This window comes from Parerythrobacter jejuensis (assembly GCF_039536765.1).
Taxonomy (GTDB): domain Bacteria; phylum Pseudomonadota; class Alphaproteobacteria; order Sphingomonadales; family Sphingomonadaceae; genus Parerythrobacter; species Parerythrobacter jejuensis.
Genome location: NZ_BAAAZF010000001.1, coordinates 2349647 through 2375000 on the forward strand (window position 1 = coordinate 2349647; position 25354 = coordinate 2375000).

The 25354-nt window shown below is 61.6% G+C and carries 27 protein-coding genes; 14 read left to right on the forward strand and 13 right to left on the reverse strand.

Going from position 1 to position 25354, the window contains the following annotated elements; genetic code table 11:
* The first annotated feature begins 2 nt into the window (after positions 1-2).
* The 3 genes from ABD653_RS11530 to ABD653_RS11540 all read left to right on the forward strand — a co-directional run bounded on the left by ABD653_RS11530 (position 3) and on the right by ABD653_RS11540 (position 2145).
* Complete coding sequence (locus ABD653_RS11530; RefSeq protein WP_160778814.1) at positions 3-1181, forward strand: amino acid aminotransferase; 1179 nt, start codon at positions 3-5, stop codon at positions 1179-1181.
* The gene (locus tag ABD653_RS11535) at positions 1168-1731 is read left to right on the forward strand and encodes a GNAT family N-acetyltransferase (RefSeq protein WP_160778815.1); all 564 of its coding nucleotides are present in this window, start codon (positions 1168-1170) and stop codon (positions 1729-1731) included. The genes ABD653_RS11530 and ABD653_RS11535 overlap by 14 nt, the downstream gene beginning before the upstream one ends.
* Positions 1732-1980: 249 nt before the next feature.
* Positions 1981-2145, forward strand: coding sequence for a Flp family type IVb pilin (locus tag ABD653_RS11540; protein ID WP_160778816.1), 165 nt, complete (start codon positions 1981-1983; stop codon positions 2143-2145).
* Positions 2146-2178: 33 nt separating this feature from the next.
* Here the strand turns inward: ABD653_RS11540 and ABD653_RS11545 are convergent, their stop codons facing one another.
* The 7 genes from ABD653_RS11545 to ABD653_RS11575 all read right to left on the reverse strand — a co-directional run bounded on the left by ABD653_RS11545 (position 2179) and on the right by ABD653_RS11575 (position 6803).
* Positions 2179-2796, reverse strand: a complete 618-nt coding sequence (locus ABD653_RS11545) for a riboflavin synthase (RefSeq protein ID WP_160778817.1) — start codon at positions 2794-2796, stop codon at positions 2179-2181.
* Between the two features lie 34 nt (positions 2797-2830).
* Entirely contained in the window at positions 2831-3808 is a 978-nt protein-coding gene (gene ribD / locus ABD653_RS11550) for a bifunctional diaminohydroxyphosphoribosylaminopyrimidine deaminase/5-amino-6-(5-phosphoribosylamino)uracil reductase RibD (protein ID WP_160778818.1), read from the reverse strand.
* Positions 3808-4257, reverse strand: coding sequence for a hypothetical protein (locus tag ABD653_RS11555; protein ID WP_160778819.1), 450 nt, complete (start codon positions 4255-4257; stop codon positions 3808-3810). Before ABD653_RS11555 ends, ribD begins: the two co-directional genes overlap by 1 nt.
* A gap of 74 nt (positions 4258-4331) precedes the next feature.
* On the reverse strand, positions 4332-5003 hold the full coding sequence (locus ABD653_RS11560) for a DUF4402 domain-containing protein (RefSeq protein ID WP_160778820.1): 672 nt from the start codon (positions 5001-5003) through the stop codon (positions 4332-4334).
* A 50-nt stretch (positions 5004-5053) separates the two neighbouring features.
* On the reverse strand, positions 5054-5776 hold the full coding sequence (locus tag ABD653_RS11565) for a M48 family metallopeptidase (protein ID WP_160778821.1): 723 nt from the start codon (positions 5774-5776) through the stop codon (positions 5054-5056).
* Entirely contained in the window at positions 5773-6219 is a 447-nt protein-coding gene (locus ABD653_RS11570; protein WP_160778822.1) for a YcgN family cysteine cluster protein, read from the reverse strand. The genes ABD653_RS11565 and ABD653_RS11570 overlap by 4 nt, the downstream gene beginning before the upstream one ends.
* On the reverse strand, positions 6207-6803 hold the full coding sequence (locus tag ABD653_RS11575) for an SCO family protein (RefSeq protein ID WP_160778823.1): 597 nt from the start codon (positions 6801-6803) through the stop codon (positions 6207-6209). Before ABD653_RS11575 ends, ABD653_RS11570 begins: the two co-directional genes overlap by 13 nt.
* Positions 6804-6888: 85 nt before the next feature.
* Between ABD653_RS11575 and ABD653_RS11580 the strand changes: the two genes are divergently transcribed.
* The 5 genes from ABD653_RS11580 (at position 6889) to ssb (ending at position 10974) form a co-directional block, all read left to right on the forward strand.
* Positions 6889-7506 carry an ankyrin repeat domain-containing protein gene (locus ABD653_RS11580; protein ID WP_325065380.1) on the forward strand — a complete coding sequence of 206 codons (618 nt, stop codon included), beginning with the start codon at positions 6889-6891 and terminating at the stop codon, positions 7504-7506.
* 4 nt (positions 7507-7510) lie between these two features.
* Positions 7511-8173: a COQ9 family protein gene (locus ABD653_RS11585; protein ID WP_160778824.1), complete on the forward strand. Its 663-nt coding sequence runs from the start codon at positions 7511-7513 to the stop codon at positions 8171-8173.
* Positions 8174-8240: 67 nt separating this feature from the next.
* Positions 8241-8480, forward strand: a complete 240-nt coding sequence (locus ABD653_RS11590; RefSeq protein WP_160778825.1) for a FeoA family protein — start codon at positions 8241-8243, stop codon at positions 8478-8480.
* 10 nt (positions 8481-8490) lie between these two features.
* Positions 8491-10335 carry a ferrous iron transporter B gene (gene feoB, locus ABD653_RS11595; protein WP_160778826.1) on the forward strand — a complete coding sequence of 615 codons (1845 nt, stop codon included), beginning with the start codon at positions 8491-8493 and terminating at the stop codon, positions 10333-10335.
* A gap of 102 nt (positions 10336-10437) precedes the next feature.
* A complete protein-coding gene (gene ssb / locus ABD653_RS11600; protein ID WP_160778827.1) occupies positions 10438-10974 on the forward strand; it encodes a single-stranded DNA-binding protein in 537 nt (178 codons plus the stop codon).
* A gap of 22 nt (positions 10975-10996) precedes the next feature.
* Here the strand turns inward: ssb and ABD653_RS11605 are convergent, their stop codons facing one another.
* Complete coding sequence (locus tag ABD653_RS11605) at positions 10997-11524, reverse strand: YceD family protein (protein WP_160778828.1); 528 nt, start codon at positions 11522-11524, stop codon at positions 10997-10999.
* Entirely contained in the window at positions 11521-12039 is a 519-nt protein-coding gene (locus tag ABD653_RS11610; RefSeq protein ID WP_160778829.1) for a ubiquinol-cytochrome C chaperone family protein, read from the reverse strand. Before ABD653_RS11610 ends, ABD653_RS11605 begins: the two co-directional genes overlap by 4 nt.
* 259 nt (positions 12040-12298) lie before the next feature.
* Here ABD653_RS11610 and ABD653_RS11615 point away from each other — a divergent pair, with 259 nt between their 5' ends.
* From ABD653_RS11615 to ABD653_RS11630, 4 genes are read left to right on the forward strand one after another with little or no spacing between them, the layout of a single operon-like run.
* Complete coding sequence (locus ABD653_RS11615; protein WP_407672753.1) at positions 12299-12784, forward strand: outer membrane protein assembly factor BamE; 486 nt, start codon at positions 12299-12301, stop codon at positions 12782-12784.
* Between the two features lie 57 nt (positions 12785-12841).
* On the forward strand, positions 12842-13399 hold the full coding sequence (gene hslV / locus ABD653_RS11620) for an ATP-dependent protease subunit HslV (protein ID WP_160778830.1): 558 nt from the start codon (positions 12842-12844) through the stop codon (positions 13397-13399).
* Between the two features lie 22 nt (positions 13400-13421).
* Positions 13422-14723, forward strand: a complete 1302-nt coding sequence (hslU, locus tag ABD653_RS11625) for an ATP-dependent protease ATPase subunit HslU (protein ID WP_160778831.1) — start codon at positions 13422-13424, stop codon at positions 14721-14723.
* Positions 14720-15112: an ACT domain-containing protein gene (locus tag ABD653_RS11630; protein WP_325065381.1), complete on the forward strand. Its 393-nt coding sequence runs from the start codon at positions 14720-14722 to the stop codon at positions 15110-15112. The genes hslU and ABD653_RS11630 overlap by 4 nt, the downstream gene beginning before the upstream one ends.
* A gap of 3 nt (positions 15113-15115) precedes the next feature.
* Here ABD653_RS11630 and ABD653_RS11635 read toward each other — a convergent pair whose 3' ends face one another.
* A complete protein-coding gene (locus tag ABD653_RS11635) occupies positions 15116-16621 on the reverse strand; it encodes a SulP family inorganic anion transporter (protein WP_160778832.1) in 1506 nt (501 codons plus the stop codon).
* Positions 16622-16853: 232 nt separating this feature from the next.
* On the opposite strand from ABD653_RS11635, the gene ABD653_RS11640 reads away from it, so the two are divergent.
* The gene (locus ABD653_RS11640) at positions 16854-19730 is read left to right on the forward strand and encodes a M16 family metallopeptidase (protein ID WP_160778833.1); all 2877 of its coding nucleotides are present in this window, start codon (positions 16854-16856) and stop codon (positions 19728-19730) included.
* A 3-nt stretch (positions 19731-19733) separates the two neighbouring features.
* Here the strand turns inward: ABD653_RS11640 and ABD653_RS11645 are convergent, their stop codons facing one another.
* Both ABD653_RS11645 and ABD653_RS11650 read right to left on the reverse strand, forming a co-directional pair.
* On the reverse strand, positions 19734-21554 hold the full coding sequence (locus ABD653_RS11645) for an ABCB family ABC transporter ATP-binding protein/permease (protein WP_160778834.1): 1821 nt from the start codon (positions 21552-21554) through the stop codon (positions 19734-19736).
* 45 nt (positions 21555-21599) lie between these two features.
* Positions 21600-22571 carry an aspartyl protease family protein gene (locus ABD653_RS11650; RefSeq protein ID WP_160778835.1) on the reverse strand — a complete coding sequence of 324 codons (972 nt, stop codon included), beginning with the start codon at positions 22569-22571 and terminating at the stop codon, positions 21600-21602.
* Positions 22572-22722: 151 nt separating this feature from the next.
* Here ABD653_RS11650 and ABD653_RS11655 point away from each other — a divergent pair, with 151 nt between their 5' ends.
* Positions 22723-23616, forward strand: coding sequence for a glycosyltransferase (locus tag ABD653_RS11655; RefSeq protein ID WP_160778836.1), 894 nt, complete (start codon positions 22723-22725; stop codon positions 23614-23616).
* Here ABD653_RS11655 and ABD653_RS11660 read toward each other — a convergent pair.
* Positions 23525-25066 carry a lipopolysaccharide biosynthesis protein gene (locus ABD653_RS11660; protein WP_325065382.1) on the reverse strand — a complete coding sequence of 514 codons (1542 nt, stop codon included), beginning with the start codon at positions 25064-25066 and terminating at the stop codon, positions 23525-23527. The two genes, ABD653_RS11655 and ABD653_RS11660, sit on opposite strands and share 92 nt — an antisense overlap.
* Positions 25067-25354 lie beyond the last annotated feature (288 nt).

Genomic DNA, 25354 nt, shown 5'->3' on the forward strand with positions numbered 1-25354 from the left:
CCATGCTCGACCGTCTTGAACAACAAGCCCCCGATGCGCTGCTGGCGTTGATCAAACTCTATGCCGCCGATGACCGGTCCGACAAGATCGACCTGGGCGTTGGCGTTTATCGCACGGATGATGGCGCAACGCCGGTCTTCGCTGCGATCAAGCAAGCCGAGCAGAAGCTCGTCGACGAGCAGGAATCGAAAGGATATCTTGGCCCGGAAGGCGACATCGGCTTCGTCCATGCGCTGATGCCCTACATTTTTGGCAAGGACGCCACGATGGGCGGCCGGATCGAGGGCATGCAGACCCCGGGCGGAACCGGTGCAGTGCGCCTTGCCACATCGCTGGCCAAGCAAGCGGGCGTTACGCGGGTCCATCTGGGCATCCCCAGCTGGCCCAACCATGCCCAGATCCTGGGCGATGTCGGTCTTGAGACCGTGACATTCGAACACGCACGGCCCGATGGTAGCGCCAATGTCGATGCGGTGCTGGGAGTGATCCGCACCGGACAGGCTGGCGATGCTGTGCTGCTGCATGGCTGCTGCCACAACCCGACCGGAGTGGATTATACGCGCGAGGATTGGGCCGCTATTGCCGGGGCCTTGGCGGATAGCGCCGTCCTGCCGATTATCGACACCGCCTATCAGGGGCTGGGACACGGCCTGGAGGAAGATGTTGCCGGGATGCGCAGCTTGCTGGCGGCGGTGCCCGAGGCGCTGATTGCCTATAGCTGTGACAAGAATTTCGGCCTCTACCGCGACCGTGTCGGTGCGTTTTACGTGAAAGCCCAGTCGGGCGACCAGCTTGATGCGATCCTGTCCAATGCCAATGCCCTGGCCCGTGCCAACTGGTCGATGCCGCCTGATCACGGCGGCGCCGCGGTACGCAAGGTGTTGCGCGACGAGGCCATGACCAAGACATGGCTGGACGAGCTTGCCGGCATGCGGGACCGCTTGCGCTGGGTCCGCGAGCGACTGGCCCAGGCTGACAATGAAGTGCCGGGGCTCGATCTTGCCCCGCTCGGCCGGCAAAATGGCATGTTCGCCATGCTGGCCTTGTCCAAAGACCAGATTGGCACTCTGCGAGACGACCATGCGATTTACATGGCGGGTTCCGGCCGGATCAATGTCGCGGGATTGACCAAGCACAATATCGAGAAGTTCATCGCAGCGTTGGCAGATGTCACCAGCTGAACTCGACCGCCAACCTACATTGGAAGGGCCGACGCTTATCCTACGCCCTTTGCAGCGTGAAGATTGGTCGGGCCTGTTTGCAGTCGCCTCGGATCGCTTGCTGTGGGAGCAGCATCCAGCCCATGACCGCTGGCAAGAGCCCGTCTTCCGCACCTTCTTTGACGACGCCCTGGAACAGAGCGGCGCACTGGCGGTGATCGACAAGGCAACCGGAGCGATCATCGGCTCATCGCGCTATCAAGGGCTCGAGCTCGGCAATGGCGGCTCGGTCGAGATCGGGTGGACCTTTCTGGCCCGGTCCTTTTGGGGCGGCGACGCCAATCGCGAGATGAAACGGCTGATGATTGCGCATGCGCTGGCAAGCGTTGCGGAATGCCGCTTTGCTGTTGGCGAAGACAATTGGCGTTCGCGCAAGGCGATGGAGAAGATCGGCGGAGTGCTGGGCAGCCGGGTCGAAGTGCGCCAGATGGCAGACGGGCCATCCCGCCACGTGCATTATACGATTGGCCAGGCTGAATTCGACGCCGGGCCGCTTGGCTGTTCGGGCTGACCAAGCCAGTCGTTGGAACGCCAACCGCGATTTGCAAAAGTGTGACTTTTGGCGCTGCCACGGCGGTCGGCAGGCCGCCTCGGCTCGACAATGTGTGACTTTCCGTAGAAGCCTTTGCCCGAAGTAGGGGGCCATTGCACATGGCCTGGAACCTAGGCGCGTCTGTTCCCTGTAGGACAGGACGCAGCGCATTTACCTGAAAATAACCGTGATCCCCTAAGTCCCTAGTAACCAAGGGGGAACCAATCCATGTTCAAGAAAATCCTTCAGGACGAGACCGGAAGTCCGGCCACGGAATTCGCGCTGGTCGCATCGATTATTTCGATCGCCGCGCTAGGGGCCTTTATGGCCCTGGGCAACGCATCAACCGCGCAGATGGATGGTGTCGAGCAAGCCTACGCCGACGTAAACTAGGGCGGTCAGGCCCAGCAGCAATGGCGTTCGAGCCTATTTGCGCAGACTCTCCATCCGCTTCAGGTAACGGGCCAGAACGTCTATCTCGAGATTGACGGCGTCGCCCTGTTCCAGCGCGCCCAGCGTGGTGACTTCGCCTGTATGCGGGATGATGTTCAATCCGAACCGAACGTCGCCATTGTCTTCATCGACCACTGAATTCACCGTCAGCGACACGCCGTCGATGGTGATCGAACCTTTCTCTGCGACGTAGGGCGCGATGCTTTGCGGCGCGAGGATCTCGATCCGGATCGATCCGCCCTCTTCGCGCGCGACGGCCACGCGTCCGACAGCATCGACATGGCCGGTCACAAGGTGTCCGCCCAATTCGTCACCCAGCTTCAGGGCCTGCTCAAGATTGAGCTTGCGCCCGGTGGTCCACTGGTCTTGCGCAGTGCAGCTGACCGTTTCGTTCGAGACATCGACTGCGAACCAGGCATCGCCTTCTTCGCCGCCGCGCTCCACAACAGTCAGGCACACACCTGAGCAAGCGATCGATGCGCCAATGGCCATGGTTTCAGGATCATACGGGCACGCGATCCGGATGTGCATGTCGCCCTTATGCTCGATGTTGTCGATGGTGCCGATGGCGGTGACAATCCCGGTGAACATGCGAAATCCTTGCGTGATATTGGTGTGCGACAGATCAGTCGCGGATGCGCTCATAGGCTTCGTAACAATCGCTGCCAAGCTGACGCCGCTCGACAAGGCGCCAGCGGCCATGCGCGCCAGCCAGATCGGTCAGTCCGATATCGCCCAGCGAGGGCATCCCCTTACCGATCACAATCGGGGCGCGATAGATTTCCAGCCGGTCAACCAGATCTTCGGCGAGGAAGGATGCTCCGGTCTGTGCGCCGCCCTCGACATAGAGGTACTGCGTGCGTTCGAGGGTGCATATCTGGGCGGGCGTGTTGATGATCTTGACCCCGTCAATCGGCACACCCCGGGTCAGGACGACCCGCTGCGGGCTGCGTTCTTCGAGGCCGGGCAGGCGCACCGTCAGGCGGGGCAGATCTTTGCGCCAGGTGCCGCCCCCTACCAGGATCGCATCGGCCATGGCCCGCCGGGAATGGACATGAGCGCGCGCTTCTTCACCGGTAATCCATTGGCTCTCGCCATCAGGCAGGGCGATGCACCCGTCGAGCGACATGGCCAGTTTGAGCGTCACATGGGGCCGGTTGAACCGCTGGAGTGTGAGGAAGCCGTCGAGGCTCCGCCGGGCAGCAATGCTGTCGCAATAATCGACTGTGATTCCAGCGCGCTTCAGGCGCTCGATGCCTTCCCCGTCGGTGCGCGGATCGGGGTCGGTCTGGGCCACGACAACACGGGCTGGTGCTGCCTCGACCAGCAGATCAGCGCAGGATGGGCCGCGGTCTGATCGGTGGGCGCAGGGCTCCAGCGTGACATAGGCCACTGCGCCGCGTGCGTCAGGGCCTGCCATTCCCAATGCCTGGGCCTCGGCGTGCGGGCGTCCGCCAGGCTGGGTCCAGCCGCGGCCGACAACGACGCCATCTTTCACGAGTATGCACCCCACTGCGGGGTTTGGGCTGCTGCGCGGGCGTCCGCGTCCGGCCAGCGCAGCGGCCGCGTCAAGCCAGTCGAGATCGGTCGGCTCGCTCTCCATTATGCGCCGGGTTCGATGCCTGCTTCTTCGAGCCTGCGCTGGGTCTGTGCCTCACGCTGGGCATCTTCGCGTGCGCGTTCAGCCTCGGCCTCCCGCTCGATCTCTTCCACATCCATGCCGGTGGCAGCACCCAATGTCCGGTACAGTTCGCGCTTGCGCTCCTCGATCGCTGCGCGCCGGGCAGCCAGCGCTTCCTTGCGTTCCTGATTGGCAAGGTTGGAAGCGACAATTTCCTCATCCGTGCGATCCGGTGCGAAGGTGGTGATGTAGACCACATCGGGCGGTTGCGGGGCGACGCGTTCGCTTTCGGGGATCATGATATAGATGATCGTGGCAGGGATCAGCACAGACGCCAGCAAGATCGGCACGCGATAGGGCTGGGGCCGGGTAAACTCGGTCCAGAAATCCCTGATCCCGGGCGCAGGATTGAAGCGGCTCAAGAAGCTCATGCAGGAAAGATAGGGGGACTTGTCGCACTGCGCCAGTGAAAGCGGGCATATGCGCGTAAATCGGCGAGTGCTGGTTAGTTGTAGTCGACCGTTATCGGGATCGTACCGCGAAGGTCTCCGCCGCGCCCGATCTGGCTATCGGTCACCAACGTGCCGGTGAAGGTGAATTCGAGAACGCCGTCGGCATCAAGTGTGGGCAGGGCGGACAGATTGGTTTCGAAGTCGCGCAGTTCCGCCATGCCGCCGCGCGGATCGCGCATGATGACACGATTGGGGAAGTTGATCTGGACCTGGCGAAACCTCCGGCCGACAATTGTGGCGCGGCCCTGGACCGTGAAGCCGCCAAAATCCTCGAGTTGCCCTGCAACGATTTTCATGCCGGTGGTCGGGTCTAGCAGGACACTGCCTTCGCCAGCACCGATCATGATCAGGCGGCCAAAATCGATGTCGCTTTCGATAAACAGGTCTGGCGCATTGCCGTTACCGTTGCCGTTTCCGACCCCGCCATTGCCGTTGCCATTGCCGTTACCATTATTCCCGTTGCCGTTATTGCCGTTCCCGTTGCCGCCGGCGTTTCCGTTTCCGTTGCCATTTCCTCCAGGGCCGTTCCCTGGCCGGCCGCCGCCTTCGCCCTGGGGCGGAGGGTTGGTGTCACAGAACCTGCATTGCCCCTGCGCCGAAACCGGTTCGGTCGGCAGCATGGCAATCAGGCAGGCACCAAGCATGAGGGCAAGATAGCGAAACATCACCCAATTATCGCCGATCACGGTTACCGAAGTGTGAAGGAACGGCCGAATCAGCCGAACGGCACGAACAGCGTCTTTCCCTCGGTCTTGAGCCACCGGTCAGCGGCGGGCAGATCGCCGTCGAAGATCTGCTCCAGAGCCGCGTAAAAGGCGGGGGAATGATCGAAATGGAGCCGGTGTGCAGTCTCGTGCGCAACAACTGACCGGCGGACATTTTCAGGCGCCATGATCAGCCGCCAGTTGATCCGCACTGCACCCGAAGTTGAACAACTGCCCCAACGCCTGCGCGCGCTGCTGAGCGCCAGCTTTGGTACTTCCAGCCCTGCGCGAACCGAATAATGCGCCAGATCGCCGGCCAGAATATCCCGTGCTTCGGATTGGAGCCAGCTTCGCAGGCGTGGGGCCAGCGTTTCGCGCGGTCCGCCCAGCGCAATGGTTTCGCCGGAAAGTTCGGGCGCGCGGGGATGGGCGCGATCCCAATCGATGCGCACAGGGGTTCCGTGGAGCGGCAAATGTCCACCCGGTTCTGGATCACGCCGGTCGGGTCTTTTGGCGATCTGTTCGCCCAGCCAGTCGGCGCGGCTCTGGGCAAAGGTGAGGGCATCGGCCGTCCGGCCCCAGCGCGGAATGGTCACCCGCACACTTGCTCCGTCATCGGCCAGTCGCAACACCATCCGTTTGGCGGTGGGATGGCGACGGATCTCGACCGGCAATCTTTGCGCGCCGATTGCGACGACCTGGTCGCGCGGATCGTTGCGCAGCCAGTCGATCATTGCGCGTCGCCCCAATCGACAATGTGATGTTCCAGCGGGCCGGCATCGACTTCGTTGATCACCCGCCCGGCCACGCCGGCGCCCGCATGGTGGACAGCCTCGCGGTCACCCGACAGCAAGTAATGCCATTCGGGCAACGGGCGTCCTTCGGCCCGGCGGCGATAGGCACAACTTTCGGGCAGCCACTGGACCTCTTCGACAATCTTCAGGGTCAGACGCAGGCAATCGGGCACGAAGGCCTTGCGATTGGCGTAATTGGTGCAGCGCGCAGTTTCGGTGTCGAGCAGCTTGCACGCGACATTGGTGTCTTCGATATCGCCGGTATCGGCATCCTCGATCTTGTGCAGGCAGCACCGGCCACAGCCATCGCACAAAGCTTCCCATTCCGCAGGGGAGAGGTCGCGCAGCGGGCGCTCCCAGAATTTCTCCCTCAGCGCACCCATTTGGCAATTTCGGTGGCAATCGCGTCCGGGCCCAGATCGGTGGGCAGGGTTGCGATCGGTTCACCATCCGGTCCAAACAGATAGGTGATATTGGAATGGTCCATCAGATATCCGCCGCCTGGCTGGTCCTCTCCGCGCGAATAGAACACTTTGAACGTGTCCGCTGCGGCTTCGATCTGTTCTGCGGTACCCGTCAGGCCAATCAGGCGCGGGTGAAAATTGGCGGTGAATTCCTCCACCACTTCCTGCGTATCCCGTTCCGGATCGATGGTGATGAATAAGGGTTGGATCTGAGCGCCCAACTGCGGCTCGACCTGTTCGAATTGCTTCAGTCCGGCCATCGCCCGCTGGACATCGGTGGGGCAGATATCGGGACAGTAGGCATAGCCGAAATAGACAATCCGGTATTGGCCATTAAAATCGCTCCAGCGGACCGTGTCGCCGGTTTCGCCGGTCAGTTCGAATTCGCCCCCGATGGTTGCACCAGCGAGCGGCGGTTCGCCCACCGGTTCGGGCGTCGCAGCACCGCATGCGGCTAGCGACAGGGCAAGAAGTGCGGCAAACAAGGTCTTATGGGCAGGCATGGCGCAGTCGTTCAGCCTCTGCTAACTGGCGATGGAGAAAGGCGAGTCACTCGCCACAGATAGAATTTTTACAGAAGGTGCAAAGGTGTTGCTGCCTCTTTTTCGCAAATCTCTCGTAATTTCGGGCCTGGCTCTTGCGGCTATCACGGCCCCGGTTTCGGCCCAGAACATGTTCTCGGAAGGCTATTCCTTCCTTGAAGCGGTCAAGGATCGCGATGCCGAGAAGGTCACCACGGCGGTCGACACCCCCGGCAGTACGTTGATCAACACGCGTGATATCGCTTCCGGACGAACCGCTTTGCACATCGTGGCAGAGCGGCGTGACGCGACCTGGATTCGCTTCCTGACGCAAAAGGGCGCCAACCCCAATGTGGTCGACAAAAAGGGCATCAGCCCGCTGATGATCTCCTCCAATCTTGGCCATCTCGACGGGGTGGAGGCGTTTCTTGATGCCGGAGCGCGGGTCGATGACACCAATAGCCTGGGCGAGACACCGCTGATCAGCGCGACCCATCGCCGTGATTTCGAGATGATCCGGCTATTGCTGGCCAATGGCGCCAATCCTGACCGGAGCGACAATTCCGGCCGCACGGCGCGCGACTATGCCGAGATTATCGGCAGCCGCCGCCTGATGGACGAATTCACCGCTGCGGATGAAGCTCGCAAAGGCAAGGAAACCAAAAGCTACGGCCCGAGTTTCTGAGGGCATGATTGAAAACGCCGATACCCTGACGCTCGACGAGTTGCGCCTCGCCCTGGCACCGGCGATTGCCGACAGTGCCATCTTCGATGGATGGGGTGACGAAGCGCTGCTGATGGCAGCGGAAATCGAAGGGATTGATCCCGCCGTGGCCAGGCTCGCCTTCAAGGGCGGGGCGATGGCAATGATCGGCGCGTGGATCGATACTGTCGACCAGGCGATGGCTGCCGAATGGCCGCAGGAAAAGCTGGGCGAGCTCAAGATCCGGGAACGGATCCGCACCTTGGTGCAATTCCGTCTCGATGCCGTGGCCGGTCAGGAAGAGGCTGTCCGCAGCGCGTTGGCGATTATGGCGATGCCGCAACATGCAGCAGAAGCTGTGCGGATCGGGTGGCGCAGCGCAGATATCATGTGGCGGCTGGCCGGTGATACGGCGACCGATTACAACCACTATACCAAGCGCACCATCCTGGCCGGGATCTATGGCGCGACCCTGACCGTCTTCATCAATGACGAGAGCGAGGACAAGGCCGAGACGAAGGCCTTCCTCGAACGGCGGATCGAAGGGGTGATGAAGTTTGAAAAGGTGAAAGCCCGCCTGTTGCGCCCCGACCGCGAGACATTCAGCGTCACTCGGTTTCTTGGCCGGCTGCGCTATCCCGCCCGCTGAAAACCCTCTCGCTTTTCACTATTGATAATCAGTTGCAATTAGGGTCATGCTCTGGCAGCGGAGCGGAATGACCCTCGACCTCCTCGAATCCGGCTGCCATGCCACCATCTCCACTATCAATTGGGAGGGGATCGCCGTCGAAGACGGCAAGCGCTTGCGCGCTTTGGGATTTGACGAGGGGGCCCAAGTATCGATCGCCCATCGTGGTGTGTTTGGCGGGCGCGATCCGCTCGCGATAACGCTGGGCCGGATGACGGTTGCCATCCGCCGCGTCCATGCCGCCGCCGTTTCCGTAACGATTGATTGAGGCTTTTGCGATGAGCGAGATCCGCACAGTTGCATTGGTCGGCAATCCCAATTCGGGCAAGAGCGCGCTGTTCAACAAGCTGACCGGCGCGCGCCAGAAAATTGCCAATTATCCCGGCGTCACGGTCGAGCGGAAGGCAGGACGCATTGCCTTGCCCTCGGGCGCTCAGGTCGAGCTGCTCGATTTGCCCGGCAGCTATGCCTTCGATGCGGCCAGCCCGGACGAGGAAGTCACCCGCAAGGTCGTGTTCGGCGAACAGGAAGGCCAGCGCCAGCCCGATGTCCTGGTGCTGGTGATCGATGCTGCCAATCTCGAACAGCATCTGGTTTTCGCGCAGGAAGTGATCGCATTGGGGCGCCCGACGGTGGTCGCGCTCAACATGATCGATCTGGCCGAACGCGACGGGCTGACGCTCGATCCCGCCGCCCTTTCGAACGCGCTGGGTGTGCCGGTGGTCCCCACCGTTGCCGTGCGTCGGCGCGGGCTGGAGGAACTGGCCAGCGCCATCGATAGTGCCCACGCAAATGAAGACATAATCCAGCCGCGGCCAGCGCTGGACCAGACCGAAAGACGGCTGGAAGCAAGGAACATCGCCAAGGGCGTGATCCTCTCCAAATCCGCACGCCACACCATCGAATCCGGGCTGGACCGGGTGTTTCTCAACCCTTGGTTCGGCCCGGTGATACTGTTCGGTTTGCTGTTCGTCATTTTCCAGGCGGTGTTTGCGTGGGCGACTCCGTTTGCCGATGCTCTGGATGGTGCCGCTGGCGCTGCATCCGATGCGCTCGTGGCCAATATGGCGCCGGGTCTGGTGCGCGACTTCCTGACCGAAGGCGTGATTGCCGGGGTCGGGTCGGTGGTGGTCTTCCTGCCCCAGATTGTGATCCTGTTTGCTTTCATCCTGCTGATGGAGGCGACCGGATACATGGCCCGTGCGGCCTTCCTGATGGATCGCCTGATGGCGCGGGTCGGCCTGTCGGGCCGCAGTTTCATTCCGCTCTTGTCCAGCTTTGCCTGTGCGATTCCCGGAATCATGGCGACACGCAGCATTTCCGATCCGAAAGACAGGCTCACCACGATCCTGATCGCTCCGCTGATGACATGTTCAGCCCGGCTGCCAGTCTATGCCGTGATCATCGCCGCCTTTATTCCCAATACCAGTATCGGCCCGGGTATCGGATTGCAGGGTCTGGTGCTGTTCGTGCTTTATGTCGCCGGGATTGTCGGCGCGATGGTGGTGGCGCTGATCCTGCGACGGTCCGTCACCAAAGGTGATGCGTCGGGCTTCATCATGGAAATGCCGCGCTACCAGCTGCCGCGCTTGCGGGATTTGGCGATTGGCCTGTGGCAGCGGGCGTGGGTGTTCCTGCGCCGCGCCGGTACGATCATCTTTGCGGCCACGGTGGTGTTGTGGCTGTTGCTCAGTTTTCCCAAGGCAGAGCCGGGCGAAAGCCAGCTCGATGCCAGTATTGCCGGAACAGTTGCCGATGGTTTGCACGTCGTGCTCGAACCGATCGGTTTCAATCGCGAGATCAGCCTGGCCATCATCCCGGCCATGGCGGCGCGCGAAGTGGCTGTGGCTTCACTGGCAACCACCTATGCAGTCGATGCGGATGACGAGGAAGCCGAGGCGGAAGGGCTGGCTGCAACGCTCTCCGCCCGGTGGAGCTTGCCGACCGCGCTCGCATTCCTCGCCTGGTTCGTGTTCGCGCCCCAATGCCTTTCCACGATTGCCGTGGCCCGGCGTGAAACCAATGGCTGGAAGTGGCCGATGTTCATGCTCGGCTATTTGTTCGCGCTCGCCTATCTGACGGCTGGGGCAACTTTCTGGATTGCGACCTGGGCCGGGCTTTAGTGGCCTGACGACACCAACCCACAAGTAATCCGGCGCGCAATCTGGCCTGCCCTTTCCCGATTGGGTAACTCGTCCAGCAACAGATTCGCGAAGGACAATGATATGGCGGGTAGTCTCAACAAGGTCATGCTGATCGGCAATCTCGGGGCCGATCCCGAAGTGCGCAGCTTCCAGAATGGCGGCAAGGTCTGCAATCTGCGGATTGCCACCAGCGAAACCTGGAAGGATCGCAACTCGGGCGAACGCCAGGAACGCACCGAATGGCACACCGTGGCCATTTTCTCCGAAGGCCTTGTCAATGTCGCAGAGCGTTTCTTGCGCAAGGGCAGCAAGGTATTCGTCGAGGGCCAGTTGCAAACCCGGAAGTGGCAAGACCAGTCCGGCAATGACCGCTATTCGACAGAAGTGGTGCTGCGCGGCTTCAACGGAACGCTGACGATGCTGGACGGCCCCGGTGGCGGCCAGGGCGGCGGCGGTGGCCAGCGCTCTGGCGGCGACTATGGTGGTGGCGGTGGCCAGGATGGCGGCTGGAACCAGGGCGGCGGTGGCCAGGGCGGTGGCTCTGGAGGCGGCGCATCGGGTGGATCCGGCGGCGGTGGATCGAACTACGACGATCTGGACGACGACATCCCGTTCTGATCACCGCCTGTGCTGAATGGGGCTAGCCCTTCTTCAGCGCCGCAAGTGCTTCGGCGAGCGGGCCGCTGGGGGCGTCGTCGCTGGTGAGGCCGGCCTTCTTCCGCGTGGCATCGGCTTCAGGCCCTTCGGCGTAAGGATCGATTGCCAGGGCAAGGCTTTGCGCCACTGCCTCGCCAAGGTCAAAACTGTCACCTTCATATTCGATTTCGTCGAGTTCTTCGCGCTCGAGCTCGATTTCGATCTCCTCCCCTACGGACGCTATGGCGGGTTTCGCAGGCACGAAGACCAGTTCGATGGTCTCGTCGATCGCAACCGGGAAGTCTTCTCCAGAAATGGCGCAAGTCTGGGTGATCCGCGCATTGAGCGAACCCTTGGCTGCGATCCTTGGACCGTCCGGATCGAGTGCAATCTTGGCGGTGAGGCTGTCGATCGCTGCAACACCGAATCGCTGCGCCAGCGCCAGCCGCTCGCTTGCGTTTGCCTCGATGGTCTCGGCCTCGTTCCGGATCTGCCTGATCTTGATGGTTCGGCTCAATTCGGGCGCGGTCACAGCAGCAGCTCCGTATGCAGCAATTGATCATAGTTGAGCTGGTCCAGCGCCTGTGCGAAACGGCGCAGTTTGGTTGCGACGCAAGCAGGAGACCCGCCCTCGGTAAAGGTGACGTTGCGGGTCACTGCATCGACCAGCGCATTGTCACTGTCTTGCGCCAGGCCATCCCGTAGCGCCCCGATCCGCCCACCTAGGGCGCTCACCAACTTGCCCAATTGTTTGCCCACGGTCGGGTCGCCGACGCCGGATTCGCGCAGCTGGCCGTCCATGTCGGCAACGAACAGCTCGGTCAGCCGGGCCGAGGCCGATACAGTCTCCGCATCGCGTTCCATCCGCAACATCGCGATGGCAAGGATATTGCTGAGCATGTCAAAGCGCCCCTCCAACGTGTCAGCCACGCCGCATTCGCGATACAGGTCGGGCGAGCGGGCGACCTTGACCAGCTGGTGCCACAGCGGGCGCAATTGCTCCTTGGGATCTGGGCTGCGCTGGAACAGGCGGGAAAGAAAGCTCATCGGAATGTCATCCTTGATCGGGCACAGCATCGAACGCCGGGGCGTTCATCGGCAATTCAAGCCTGCAACGACACAGGCAATCCACACAGCTGTATGGCACGCGCCGTTGCAGTGCGACGCGCTTCGCCGTAAGGCTCGACGCCGACTATTGGGCCCAGTACAACTTTGTGCCGGGCCGGGTACAGGACCGGATATAGGTATGGTGGCGTGCCGGTGAAGGGCACGCATTCGCCGAACGGGATTTTAGGAAGGTTTTTCGATGGCATTTGGTAAGCTCCCTGCACGCAAGGGAATGGCCGGAGCGGCCTTGCTTGCTCTCGCGCTTGCCGCAGGTGGTTGCAGCTCGATCCGTGAAAGCCGCGGCTATGTTGTTGACCAGTTGCTGGTCGATCTTGTGCAGCCCGGCATCGACAATCGCCAGTCTGTCGAATCCACTTTGGGCCGTCCGACTTTCACTAGCCAGTATGGCCAGCCCGTCTGGTATTATGTCTCTACAATCACCGGCCGGCGCCCGTTTGTTAGGCCCCGGATCGAAGAGCACCAGGTCTTGGCCGTGCGGTTCGATGCGGCCGGCAATGTGATCGCGACCGATCGCACTGGTGTCGACCAGGTCGTCTACCTCCAGCCTGACGGTGATGAAACGCCGACCCTGGGCCGCGAGCGCGGCTTCTTCGAAGACCTGTTCGGCAATATCGGCACGGTCGGCGCGCCGGGCGCAGGTGGCCCGGGTGGACCCGGCGGCTGACGCTGCTGGACCGGGCTCTCACTTGACCCGGTGCATCCGCGCCCCATATCGCGCGGCATGGATCATTCTTCAAACGCCCACGGCCTGACACAATGGCACGGCACCACTATCATCGGCGTCCGTCGCGGTGACAAGATCGTGATTGCCGGAGACGGCCAGGTCTCGATGGGCAACACCGTGATGAAGCCCAATGCCAAAAAGGTGCGGCGCATCGGCGATGGCAAGGTTGTGGCCGGCTTTGCGGGGGCCACGGCAGATGCCTTCACTTTGTTCGAACGGCTTGAGCGCAAGCTGGACCAGTTCAATGGCCAGCTGATGCGCGCGGCGGTTGAGCTGGCCAAGGATTGGCGGACCGACAAATATCTGCGCAATCTGGAAGCCCTGATGATCGTGGCCGACCAGGAAACCCTGCTGGTGCTGACCGGTAACGGCGATGTGCTGGAACCAGAGGGCGGGATTGCCGCCATCGGATCGGGCGGCAATTACGCGTTATCGGCAGCCCGCGCGCTGTCGGACTACGAAGATGATGCCGAGAAAATCGCGCGCAAGGCGATGGCGGTTGCCGCCGATGTCTGCGTGTTCACCAATGGCAATGTGACCGTCGAAACGGTCTGACCCCTCAGTTTTCGGGACTCTCATGATAGAAGCACTCACGCCCAAGGCGATTGTCGCCGCTCTTGACGAGCACATTATTGGCCAGAAAGAGGCCAAGCGCGCCGTTGCGGTTGCGCTGCGCAATCGCTGGCGCCGCCAACAGCTCGGCGCCGAATTGCGCGACGAGGTTACGCCAAAGAACATCCTGATGATCGGGCCGACCGGCTGCGGCAAGACCGAGATCAGCCGCCGCTTGGCCAAGCTGGCCGAAGCGCCGTTCGTCAAGGTGGAGGCGACCAAGTTTACCGAAGTCGGCTATGTCGGTCGCGATGTCGAACAGATCGCCCGCGACCTGGTGGAGGAGGCAATCCGGCTGGAGAAAGACCGCCGGCGTGATGCCGTGCGTGAGGCTGCCAGCAAGGCCGCGATGGACCGCCTGCTCGATGCGCTGGTGGGCGACAATGCCAGCGAAGCGACGCGGGAGAGCTTCCGGGAACGGATCACGCAGAATGCGATGAACGACGTCGAAGTCGAGATCGAAGTGCGTGACGCGCCGACCGCGCCAATGGATATCCCCGGCTTGGGCGGCAATGTCGGCATGATCGATTTGAGCGACATGATGGGCAAGGCCTTTGGCAAGAACGCCAGCAAGCGCCGCAAGCTCAAGGTTTCCGATGCGTGGGACAAGCTGGTCGACGAAGAAGCCGAGAAGCGGATGGACCAGGACGATGTTGCCCGTGTCGCGCTGGAAAATGCCGAAACCAACGGCATCGTGTTCCTTGACGAGATCGACAAGATTGCCGTCAGCGATGTGCGTGGTGGCTCCGTCAGCCGCGAAGGCGTGCAGCGCGACCTGCTGCCGCTGATCGAAGGGACGACCGTTTCCACCAAATACGGCCCGATGAAGACCGATCACGTCCTCTTCATCGCCAGCGGCGCGTTCCATGTTTCCAAGCCGAGCGATATGCTGCCCGAATTGCAGGGCCGCTTGCCGATCCGGGTCGAATTGCGCGCGCTGGAGATCGAAGACTTCGTGCGCATCCTGGGCGAAACCAGGGCCAATCTGGTGACCCAGTACAAGGCTTTGCTCGGTACGGAAGACGTCACGGTCGACATTACTGAAGACGCCATCCGCGAAGTCGCGACCATCGCTGCACAGGTAAACGAGAGCGTCGAGAATATCGGCGCGCGGCGTTTGCAGACCGTGATGGAAAAGCTGCTGGAAGAGCTCAGCTTTGAGGCTGAAGAACACAAGGGCGAGACGATTGCCGTCGACGCGGCCTATGTGAAAGACAAGCTGACCGACCTCGCCGAAGACACTGATCTGAGCAAATATATCCTGTGACCGGAGTGATCCGCGAGAAGAGCGAAATGATCCGCAGCATGGATCCCGTTCTGGATAATCAGCGTTACATATTTACCCGCGTGCGCGAAAACGCCGTCGGCGCGCTGGCGCCATCTGCCTTCGCCCTGATCCATGAAGCGGAAGGTTGGACAGCCATCTTGCCTGCCACTGGCGAGGAAGACGAACCGCAGTATGCCCGCATCACGCTTATGGTCAGCTCCGCATTGGACGGGGTCGGTCTGACGGCAGCGGTCGCCTCTGTGCTGGCTGCGAACGACATCGCCTGCAACGTGGTCGCCGCGCTGGAGCATGACCATATCTTTGTGCCGGTCGCGCAGGGCGAAGGAGCGGTGACAGCGCTGAAGGAGCTTCAGGCCGCAGCGGACTAAGTCCTAGGGATGCGGGGCGAGACCGATCTCGACCCCGGTCTTGTCGGTCAGGGCGAATTTGTCGACCAGGTCGGCACTGGCTTCATTGAGCCCAACGACTTGCACGCTGCGCCCATTCAGGCGCATCCGCTCCACAATCTTGTCGAGCATATCGACGCCGGTGATGTCCCAGAAGTGCGCCCGGGTTACATCGATAATGACGTGATCTGCGGGATCGGGACGCTCGCTCTCGCGGCCGAAGGCCTGGCTGAAGCGATCGCTGCTGGCGAAGAAGATCTGGCCCCTGATGAAGTACGTCGCGGTCTGCTGGTCGCGCACGCGCTCCACAGCAAACAGCTTCGACACCATGCCGGCAAAGAAGAAGGCCGACAGCAACACACCGACCATCACGCCGAGCGCGAGGTTATGCGTCGCGACCACGACAATTACTGTCGACAGCATCACAACGCTGCTCTGCCACGGATGATTGCGCAGATTCGGGATGGAATTCCAGCTGAACGTCCCGATGCTGACCATGATCATCACGGCGACAAGGGCGGGCATGGGGACCTGCCCGACGATCGGGCCCAGCAGCCACAGCAGAATAAGCAGGGTGAAACCGGCAGTGAAGCTGGACAAACGCCCGCGACCGCCGCTGGTCACGTTGATGACCGACTGCCCAATCATCGCGCAGCCGCCCATGCCGCCGAAGAAGGCTGTCACGACATTGGCAACACCCTGGCCCCAGCTTTCGCGGCGCTTGTTGCTTCCGGTGTGGGTCATGTCGTCGACGATTTGCGCGGTCAGCAGGGATTCGAGCAAGCCGACGGCGGCCATGGTCAGCGAATAGGGCAGAATGATCTGCAGAGTCTCCAGCGTGAACGGCACATCAGGGATGATGAAATAGGGCAGGCCTTCGGGCAGCTCGCCCATGTCGGAAACCTTGTTGACCGGGGCATCGAGCCAGATGGTCAGCGCCGTCAGAACAATGATCGCGACCAGCGGGCTGGGAACGGCGGTTGTCAGCTTTGGCAGCAGGTAGATTATCAACAGCGCGCCGGCGACCATCGCATAGGTCAGCATTCCCACGCCTTCGTTTCCGGGCAGCAGCTGGGGGAGCTGGGCCATGAAAATCAGGATTGCGAGCGCATTGACGAAGCCGGTGATGACGCTGCGGCTGACAAATTGCATCAGCAGGTCGAGCCTGAGCAAGGCTGCGATACCCTGGATAATACCCATCAGGATAGTTGCGGCGAACAGGTATTCGACCCCGTGTTCGGCAACCAGCGGCACGACCACAACGGCCACAGCGGCAGTTGCGGCAGAGATCATGCCCGGTCGCCCGCCGGTAAAGGCGATCACCATTGCGATCGTGATCGACGCATAGAGGCCTACCCGTGGATCGACACCGGCAATGATCGAGAAGCCGATAGCTTCCGGGATCAGCGCCAGCGAGACGACGATTCCGGCAAGGATGTCGGCACGGATATTCGAAAGCCAGTCGCGTTTGAACGCGGCGGTTGAAAACATGAAACCAGTCCTGTGAGCTGACCGGCGGAGCCAAAAGGCAGTGCGGCCGGTGAATGTGAGGGATCACCTAGGGTTTGCTGCACTGCAACACAACCCTTGAGAAACCGTATGCATGCCAGTGCTGGCAGAACGAGGTCAGCCATTCGTCGATTGCGGTGCGCTACCGGTTGTCAGCCCGGTGCATCGCTGATTTAACGACAGACCTTGAATTCCAACAGGGGCCTGTCACATCATGAAAACCGCGATCCTCGCTGTCGGCGCAGCTCTATTTGCTCTCGCAACAGCCACTCCAGCCCTTGCCGACGGGCATGGATCGGACGCTCCGACCCTGACCGCGCCCGAGATCGAGTTCACCGAATGGACGCTGGATAATGGCCTGCGCGTGATCGCGATCCAGGATGACACGACAGCCACTGTCACCACTTCGCTGTGGTACGAAATCGGGTCCAAGCTCGACCCTGAAGGACGCAGCGGCTTCGCGCATCTGTTCGAGCATATCCTCAGCCGCAAGACGCTGAACATGCCTTACAACATGATTTACGGGCTGACCGCTGATGTCGGCGGGACGCGCAATGCCTCCAACGGCACCGATCGCACCAACTATTACGAGCAGGTCCCGGCGGAATATCTTGAAGCGATGCTGTGGACCCACCGGGAGCGGATGGCGTTTCCGGTGGTCGATGATGAAGTGTTCGACCGGGAACGCAATGTGGTGAAGGAAGAGCTGCGCCAGCGCGTGCTTGCGCCGCCTTACGGCCGGTTCAGCCGCTTCGTCCTGCCGGAAAACGCCTATGATGTCCTGCCCCATCGCCGCCCCGGCATTGGCAGCATCGAAGAGCTCGACAGTGCCACAATCGATGATGCGCGAGCCTTTCACCAGGCCTATTACGGCCCTGATACCGCGACCCTGATTGTCGCCGGCAATTTCGAGATGGGCAATCTGCGCGGGCTGGTTGACCAGTATTTTGCCGATATTCCGCGCCGGGCCAATCCGGTCGATGTGACGATCACGACACGGGAGCCGGAGCGGACTGCGCCGCGCAGCGTCAAATCCTATGCCCCCAATGTGCCGCTGCCGCTGGTCGGTGCGCTATGGAAAGGCCCCGAAGCGCTGCACCCCGATATGCCGGCGCTCGAGGTGATGGATGCGATCCTGGGCCGCGGTAACAACAGTCGCCTGCACAAGGCCCTGGTTCTCAGCGGCAAGGCCGTGCAATCCGCCCAGTTCGTCAATGCGACCGAGGAAGGCGGCTATATTGCCCAGTTCGGGGTCATCAATCCGACCGCGAATATGGAAGAAGTCGCCGCCATCCTGAAGGCAGAGCGGGAGAAGATCCGCACCCAGCCGGTGACCGAAGCCGAACTGACCGAAGCAAAGAACGAATTGATTGCCTCCTCGCTGCGTCGCCGCGAGACAGCGCGGGGCCGGGCCTTTGCTCTGGGAGAAGCGCTTGTCTCCACCGGCAATCCGAAAGCAGCCGATCTGCGGCTGGAGGCGATTGCCAATGTGACTGCGCAGGATGTGATGCGCGTGGCGGCGAAATGGCTTGACCCCAACAAGCGGACCGACCTGACCTATGAACGGGGCGAGGACGATCCCAGCGCCTACGCCAATCCGGCGCCTTTCCCGACCTTCCGCACTTTGCCGCCCGCAACGGGCGAGCCCTTGGCGGTGCGCCCTGAAGGGGAGCGCGAGCCTGTCCCGGGCCCGGGCGCATCCCCTGATGTCGTCGCTCCGACATTGGGCGAAGCCACGTTGGCCAATGGGATCAAGGTCGTGGCCGCCCAGACGGGCAATGTGCCGATTGCCACGATGACCGTCTTGGTGCCCGGTGGCAGCAAGAGCGATCCGCGCGCCAAGGCCGGGATTGCCCAGCTGGCAGCGAGCCTTGCCAATCAGGGCACCGGCACGATGAGCGCGGAAGACATTGCGGCGCGGCTGGAAAGCCTGGGCGCAAGCTTTGGCGCCACGGCCGGCAGCGATGGCACCTTTATGAGCCTCACCGCTCCGGTCGCGAATATGGAAGCAGCCGGACGGGTGCTGGCAGAGATTATCCGCGATGCGGCCTATCCCGAGGAAGCGTTCCAGCGCGAGCGCAAGCGCGCAATCGATGGTTTGCAGGTTTCGATGAAAGAGCCGGGATCGCTGGCCAGCCAGGTCCTTCGCGCGACCATGTATGGTGATGCCCCGTATGGCACGCTGCCCAATGGCACACCCGAGACGCTCGGCACTATCACCCGCGAAGATCTTGCCGCCCATCGCACCCAATGGTGGCACCCGGGCGCCACCCAGATCATCGTCAGCGGGGGTATCGCTCCCGATGAATCCATCGCGCTGGCAAGATCCCTGTTCGAAGGCTGGACAGTGGCCGGCGATGCACCTGCGCCGGTGGCCAATCCGGCAGGCGCCGCGCAGCCGCCTCGCACGCTTGTTGTCGATATGCCGGATGCCGGACAAGCCGCAGTCTATGTCGCTGCCCGCGCCATCTCGCGCAAGGATGATGAGTACTATCCGTTGATCCTGGCCAACAGCGTTCTGGGTGGCGGGTCAAGTGGCCGCCTGTTCGAGGAAGTGCGGACCAAGCGCTCGCTCAGCTATGGCGCGTATAGCTCGCTCCCGTCGCGGGCAGACGATTCCTATCTCTTCGCCAGTTCGCAGACCAAGAACGATACCGCTGATGAGGTTGCGGCCGTCATCCTCGGTGAATTCGAAAGGCTGGGCAAAGAGCCTCTGGACGAGACCTTGCTGGCCAAACGCCGGCTTTATCTCTCGGGCAGTTATGCGCGGGCGCTGGAAACCTCGGGTGGATTCAACAGCATCGTTGCCGGCCTGCTGCAACAGGGCATCGACGCTGATGAAGCGGCGCAATATGCGGCCAAATTATCAGGTGTCTCTGCCGAAGCTGCCTCTGCCGCAGCGGCCAAATATGCCGATCCGGAAAACACTACGCTCGTAATTGTGGGTGATGCCAAGCAGTTCATCGATGACCTGAAAGAGCTGCGCTCCGACGTGCAAGTGGTAAAGGCAGAGCAGTTGAACCTGCTCGATGTGGATGAGCCCATCCTCCCTTCGGTTGAACCAACATCGCCAGCCCCCGCCGAAGACTAGGGTTTATTCGGCAGCTTCTCTTGGAGCGCCGCTTTCGGCCTGTTGGCGGTCCCACATTTCGGCGTAAAGGCCGCCGCGCTGGAGCAATTCGGTGTGGCGGCCTTGCTCTTCCAGGCGTCCCTCATTGAGCACCAGGATCTCGTCCGCATCGGCGATGGTGGAAAGCCGGTGCGCGATGGCGAGCGTCGTCCGGTCACGCGAAACGCGCTGCATGGTCGAGAGAATGTCTTGCTCGGTGCGGGAATCCAGCGCGCTGGTCGCCTCGTCAAACAACAGGATCGGCGGGTTCTTCAAAAGCGTGCGGGCGATGGCAACGCGCTGTTTTTCGCCGCCCGAAAGTTTCAACCCGCGTTCGCCCACTTCGGTGTCAAAGCCATCGGGCAGTTTCCGGATAAAGGGCAGGATCGCTGCATCCTCGGCGGCCTGCAACACATCCTCGTCGCTGGCGCCGTCGCGGCCATAGGCGATGTTGTAGCCCAGCGTATCGTTGAACAGGACACTGTCTTGGGGAACGATGCCGATCTGTTCGCGCAGGCTGTCTTGCCGGACCCTGGCGATATCCTGTCCGGCGATCAGGATGCGGCCACCCTGTGGATCGTAAAACCGGAACAGCAAGCGGCCGATCGTGCTCTTGCCCGCACCCGACGGCCCGACAATCGCAACCCGGGATCCTGCCGCGACTTCGAAGCTGAGGCCGTGCAGGATCGTCCGCTCCGGCTCGTAGCCAAAGACGACATTGTCAAACTGGACGGTTGGCGGCTGGGCAAGCAGGGCAGGTGCGCCCGGTACGTCTTCCACTTCGACATCGGTATCCATCAGGCGGAACATCTCGGCCATATCGACCAGGCCCTGGCGGATCGTACGATAGACCCAGCCCAGTAGATCGAGCGGACGGAACAGCTGCATCAGGTACATATTGACCGCAGTCAGGTCGCCCACTGTCAGCGCGCCCTGGCTCCAGCGCCACACCACGAATGCCATCGCAAACGCCATCAGCGTATTGGTGATCAGCGATTGCACCATATTGAGCAGGCCAAGCGAGTTCTCGCTCTTGATGGCGGCATCGGCATAGGCGCGGGTCGCGCTGCTATAGCGTTCTTCCTCGCGCTGTTCGGCGCCGAAATATTTGACCGTCTCGTAATTCAGCAGGGCATCGACCGCGCGCGAGAGGGCTTTGCCATCCAGGTCGTTCATTTCAGCACGCAGCTTCACGCGCCATTCGGTGATCCAGCGCGTCACCGCAATATAGAGCACCACGGTCACTGCGGTCGCGGCAACCAGTTCCCAACCAAACAGGGTATAGAAAATGATCGCCACGGCCGTAAGCTCGATAATGGTCGGCGCAATATTGAAGAGGATGAAATAGAGCATCGAATCGATGCTCTTGGTCCCGCGCTCGATAATCTTGGTCACCTCGCCGGTGCGGCGCGACAAATGGAACCGCAGCGACAAGCGATGGAGGCGGTGGAAGACATCCTCTGCCAGGGCCTGGGTGGCTTTCTGCCCGACCCGTTCGAACACGATATTGCGAACCTGGTCGAAAGCGAGGCTGAGGAAGCGTGCACCGGCATAGGCAATAACGAAACTGAGCGCGACCATGGTCATCGGATCGCCGGTGGCGGCCATCGTATCGACGGCGCGCTTCATGGCCAGCGGGGTCGCCAGGATGATCGCTTTGGCCACCAGCACCAGCAGCAAGGCGCCGACAATGCGGGCCTTCAGGTCTGGCTGACCTTTGGGCCAAAGGTAGGGAAGAAACCGGCGGATCGTACCCCAGCTATCGAAATCGCGGGGCGGTTTTGAGGTAGGGAGAGGATGCGCCATCGCGCACCCAGATGGGCGCGAAGGGGGTTCAGCGCAATGGGTGCGCTAGTTGGCGGGGCCGCGCGAGGGGAAGAACACACGGTTATACGGGTTCACATTATACTTGCCGCCCGGAAGGTCGAACAGGATTCTGCGGCTGGCAAAATCGATCGCCACCCGGTCAAAATTGCGCAGATTGCGCATGCCCAGGATTACGGTTGGCTGCTTCTCCAATCCCAGCGCTTCGAAAGCGGGGCTTTCGGCGTAGGAGATCGGCACATTGCTCAGTTCGAGCCCGTCGATCTGCATCTTGCGGGCAATAGCCAGATTGCCGGTCACCAGCACGCCGTTGACGTCGGTCGACTGCACTTGCGCCCCGGTCCGGGCGCGCAATCGATTGCGCAGGGCCTGGTTGCCGACCGTGTTTTGCGCGCCGGTATCAATGATAACTGCGGTTTTGACACCGTCGACGCGAGCATTGGTGATGATCATCTGGCCCAGCTTGCGCCGCGCCCTGACGACAATTTCGTAACCGCGATTGCCACCCAGAGAGCCGGCATCGGCAACCGTCATCCGCTCTTCCCTGAAGTCGATCAGCACCCGCAAATCCTGCAGACTGTCGAGGCCAAGGATGCCGTCGGCTCCGATATTGCCGGCATCAAGAAGAGGTGCCTCCAGATTGTCGAACAGTCGCCCGGCAAATTCGAGGCCGTTGAGTTGGACCATCTCAACCTCGCGCCGGCTGCCCATCGCCACCAATGTCGCCCGGCCGAGCGAAGGCATATGCACCACGTCGGAAATGCGCCTTGTCACAACAGTTGCCTGCGATCCGGTGTCGATCATGAAGCGATAGGGACCTTCACCATCAATGGTGACCGGCACAGTCAGCCGTTCATACCTGTCCTGGCGGGCCTGGATGACATCTGCGTCCTCTTGCGCATCGGGCGCTGGCGTCGCCTGCGGTGTAATTGCGGCTTCATCGGCCTGCAGCGGGGCGGCGACCAGAAATGCTCCGGCAAGGAGCAACTTCTTTAGCATGCGATCTCTCCACCGGGCCTTGTCGGGGGATGGCCCGTGCCATGACAATACCATGCCCGTCCGGAACGGCCAAATGGCCCGGCAACTCCTGCAATTCGCAAATAAGGTAAATCCGCTGTTAGCGTCAGCCTGTGGCGGCTAAGAGTCTGGAATGACATCCGCTGCGCAAACCCCCGGCGCTTTCACAGCCGAAGATGGCACCATCGCCGTTATCGTGCTTGCGCATAATGAAGAAGATCGCATTGCGACCTGCCTCGCCAGCCTGCCGCGCGGCACCGAAGGGATCGCGATCCATGTGGTAGTCAATGGATCGAGTGACAGCACAGCCCAGATTGCCCGCAACCAGGCCGGTGTTACCGTGCATGAGTATGTCGAGGGCGGCAAGGCGCGCAGCTGGAACCGGATCATGCTCGATACACCAGGCGTCGATGCCGATGCCTATGTCTTTGTTGATGGCGATGCCCAGCTGCTGCCTGGTTCGGTTGTGGCGTTGGCGCGGACACTGCGGGAGACCGGGGCCAATGGTGCCGCAGGCTTGCCGGTCAACGGACGCAAAGCAGCGACTTATCGGCGCGAAATCCTCGAAGGTGATGGCCTGTTCGGCGATCTCTATGCCCTGAGCGGATCGTTTGTGGCGCGCTTGCGGGCCAGCGGCATCAGGATGCCGGAAGATCTAATCGGGGATGACAGCCTGATCGGCGCCTTGGCCAAGACCGATCTGGGCCCCGATGCAAACTGGCGCGATGAACGGGTGGCGCCATGTGCCGGGGCGGAATTCCTGTGTGAACCGATCCGCCTGCGTCCGTCTGATCTGAAAGCCCAGGCCGGACGATTGCGCAATTATAGCCTGCGCCATTTCCAGAACCGGATCATCACGTCTCTGATGCAAGGAGATGGGCCCACGGCGTTGCCCCGCCAGATGGCGTCGCTTTACCCTGAATATTTGCCGCGCTTCAGGCCCCGGCTGGACCCGCTGGCGTGGTGGTTTGACCGGCAGGCGCTGCGGACGATGCATCAACGGATGGATCGCGCTTCCGCAGCATAGCGATGGTTTCGCGCACGAGCCTGGGCCAGAACAGCCACAGCGCCGCGAGATAGACTGCAGCCCCGGCCAGGCCTTCCAGCGCCAGCTCCACAATCGGCGGATAGTTTTCAAGCAGCCCGGAAACACCCACCACGGCGAGAGTCATCAACCCGCAGGCCAGCATGACTGGCGCCAGTTCCACCAGCAGCGCGCGCCATGCCAGGCCGACGACCGGCAAGGTCAACGCGAGCGTTACTAATAACAAGAGCGGGGCAGCCGCCCACCAGGCGTGGACCAGCCCCATCGGGCCGTAGGCAATCCCGAACAGGAAGCCGATCGGGAAAAGCACCGCTCCGAATCCGTTCGACATCAGATAGACGCGCGGAAGGCCCATCGCATTGGTCACCGGGCTACAGACAATCTGCAAGGCCATGGCCGGCATCGCGAGCGCAAGCCCTGCCACGAGAGGTGCCATCTCTACCCATTTGGGGCCGAACAGCGTGAGCACTGCGGGCTCTGCTGTCAGGGCCAGTCCGAAATAGATCGGCGCTGTTACCAGCAGGACGGTGCGCAAGGTCTTGCTGAAGAATGCGTCCAGCGGCTTTCCGGCCTTGTGCAATTCAGCATAGGCGGGGAGGGCGACTTCGTTGATCGGGGGCAGGAACCGGCCGGTTACGATCAGGGTCAGGAACAGGGCCTCTGCATAAAGGCCGAGATCATGCGTATCGAAGCTGCGGCCGGCGATGAAGATGTCGCTTTGGCTCTGGATGATCCAGAACAACTGGCAAATTGTCAGCGCGCCGCCAAAACGGACGAGGTCGCCTGCACCGCGGAAATCGAACACCGGGGGAACCAGGGACTTTGCGGCAATCGTCAGGGCGATCGCCCGGAAGACGAAACCGGCGATCGGAGCATAGACAAGCGCCCACACACCAAAATCATACCAGGCAAGGCCCAGGGCAACCGCGGCGGAGATCACTGCCGCGATCATACTGATCTTGCCCTGGATGCGGAACTCCAACCGCTTGGCGAGGAGCTGGGAAGGCAATGCGGTGAATGGGACAGTCAGGAAGATCACGGCCTGGATCCGCAACATATCGGCGACCAATGGTTCCCTGTAATAGGCCGCCATTGCATCAGCACCGAGAAACTGGATCGCCGCAAGGCTGCCGTTGAACAGCAACAGCAACCCGAACACCTGCCCGACCCGCCGCCGGTTGACATGGCTGGTCTGGATCAGCGACGTCGCAAAGCTGTAGCCATTGAGAAAGGCGAGAGCGGTGAAGACCACCTGCGTCATTGCAAACAGACCGTAATCGCTTGGGTCGAGCAAGCGCACGACGATCAGAGTCGAGCCCCAGGCAATGGTCTGCGCCAGCAATTGCGAGCCCCAGCGCCATGCAACAGCACTGCGCACGCGGCTGGCGAATCCTGCATCGCCAGAATCAGAAGGAAGAGTCGCTTCGGTCACACTCGTGCGCCTACGCGTGAAAGGTGAAGATTTCCGTGACTTCAAAAGGGTGATTCACGGGCCAGACCCACCGCGATTCCCGGAATCTGAGCGGCCAGCGCTTGAAATCCCGCCCTTTAACCCCATCTCAACCGGGACAGGAGGGCTCTCTAACCCGCAGAAATCTGCGATTTGCAAAGTTCTTTGAAATAAAATTGCAAAAAGGGCTTGCCCGAATCTGGGGTCGCCCATATATGCCCTCTCACCGCAGCGGAGACGACGGTTTCTACCGGAGCCTGCAGCGGTCGC

Coding starts and splice junctions, on each gene's coding strand:
- ABD653_RS11530 (WP_160778814.1), top strand. CDS start 3: ATGCTCGACCGTCTTGAACAACAAGCCCCCGATGCGCTGCTGGCGTTG.
- ABD653_RS11535 (WP_160778815.1), top strand. CDS start 1,168: ATGTCACCAGCTGAACTCGACCGCCAACCTACATTGGAAGGGCCGACG.
- ABD653_RS11540 (WP_160778816.1), top strand. CDS start 1,981: ATGTTCAAGAAAATCCTTCAGGACGAGACCGGAAGTCCGGCCACGGAA.
- ABD653_RS11545 (WP_160778817.1), bottom strand. CDS start 2,796: ATGTTCACCGGGATTGTCACCGCCATCGGCACCATCGACAACATCGAG.
- ribD (WP_160778818.1), bottom strand. CDS start 3,808: ATGGAGAGCGAGCCGACCGATCTCGACTGGCTTGACGCGGCCGCTGCG.
- ABD653_RS11555 (WP_160778819.1), bottom strand. CDS start 4,257: ATGAGCTTCTTGAGCCGCTTCAATCCTGCGCCCGGGATCAGGGATTTC.
- ABD653_RS11560 (WP_160778820.1), bottom strand. CDS start 5,003: ATGTTTCGCTATCTTGCCCTCATGCTTGGTGCCTGCCTGATTGCCATG.
- ABD653_RS11565 (WP_160778821.1), bottom strand. CDS start 5,776: ATGATCGACTGGCTGCGCAACGATCCGCGCGACCAGGTCGTCGCAATC.
- ABD653_RS11570 (WP_160778822.1), bottom strand. CDS start 6,219: ATGGGTGCGCTGAGGGAGAAATTCTGGGAGCGCCCGCTGCGCGACCTC.
- ABD653_RS11575 (WP_160778823.1), bottom strand. CDS start 6,803: ATGCCTGCCCATAAGACCTTGTTTGCCGCACTTCTTGCCCTGTCGCTA.
- ABD653_RS11585 (WP_160778824.1), top strand. CDS start 7,511: ATGATTGAAAACGCCGATACCCTGACGCTCGACGAGTTGCGCCTCGCC.
- ABD653_RS11590 (WP_160778825.1), top strand. CDS start 8,241: ATGACCCTCGACCTCCTCGAATCCGGCTGCCATGCCACCATCTCCACT.
- feoB (WP_160778826.1), top strand. CDS start 8,491: ATGAGCGAGATCCGCACAGTTGCATTGGTCGGCAATCCCAATTCGGGC.
- ssb (WP_160778827.1), top strand. CDS start 10,438: ATGGCGGGTAGTCTCAACAAGGTCATGCTGATCGGCAATCTCGGGGCC.
- ABD653_RS11610 (WP_160778829.1), bottom strand. CDS start 12,039: ATGAGCTTTCTTTCCCGCCTGTTCCAGCGCAGCCCAGATCCCAAGGAG.
- ABD653_RS11615 (WP_407672753.1), top strand. CDS start 12,299: ATGGCATTTGGTAAGCTCCCTGCACGCAAGGGAATGGCCGGAGCGGCC.
- hslV (WP_160778830.1), top strand. CDS start 12,842: ATGGATCATTCTTCAAACGCCCACGGCCTGACACAATGGCACGGCACC.
- hslU (WP_160778831.1), top strand. CDS start 13,422: ATGATAGAAGCACTCACGCCCAAGGCGATTGTCGCCGCTCTTGACGAG.
- ABD653_RS11635 (WP_160778832.1), bottom strand. CDS start 16,621: ATGTTTTCAACCGCCGCGTTCAAACGCGACTGGCTTTCGAATATCCGT.
- ABD653_RS11640 (WP_160778833.1), top strand. CDS start 16,854: ATGAAAACCGCGATCCTCGCTGTCGGCGCAGCTCTATTTGCTCTCGCA.
- ABD653_RS11645 (WP_160778834.1), bottom strand. CDS start 21,554: ATGGCGCATCCTCTCCCTACCTCAAAACCGCCCCGCGATTTCGATAGC.
- ABD653_RS11650 (WP_160778835.1), bottom strand. CDS start 22,571: ATGCTAAAGAAGTTGCTCCTTGCCGGAGCATTTCTGGTCGCCGCCCCG.
- ABD653_RS11655 (WP_160778836.1), top strand. CDS start 22,723: ATGACATCCGCTGCGCAAACCCCCGGCGCTTTCACAGCCGAAGATGGC.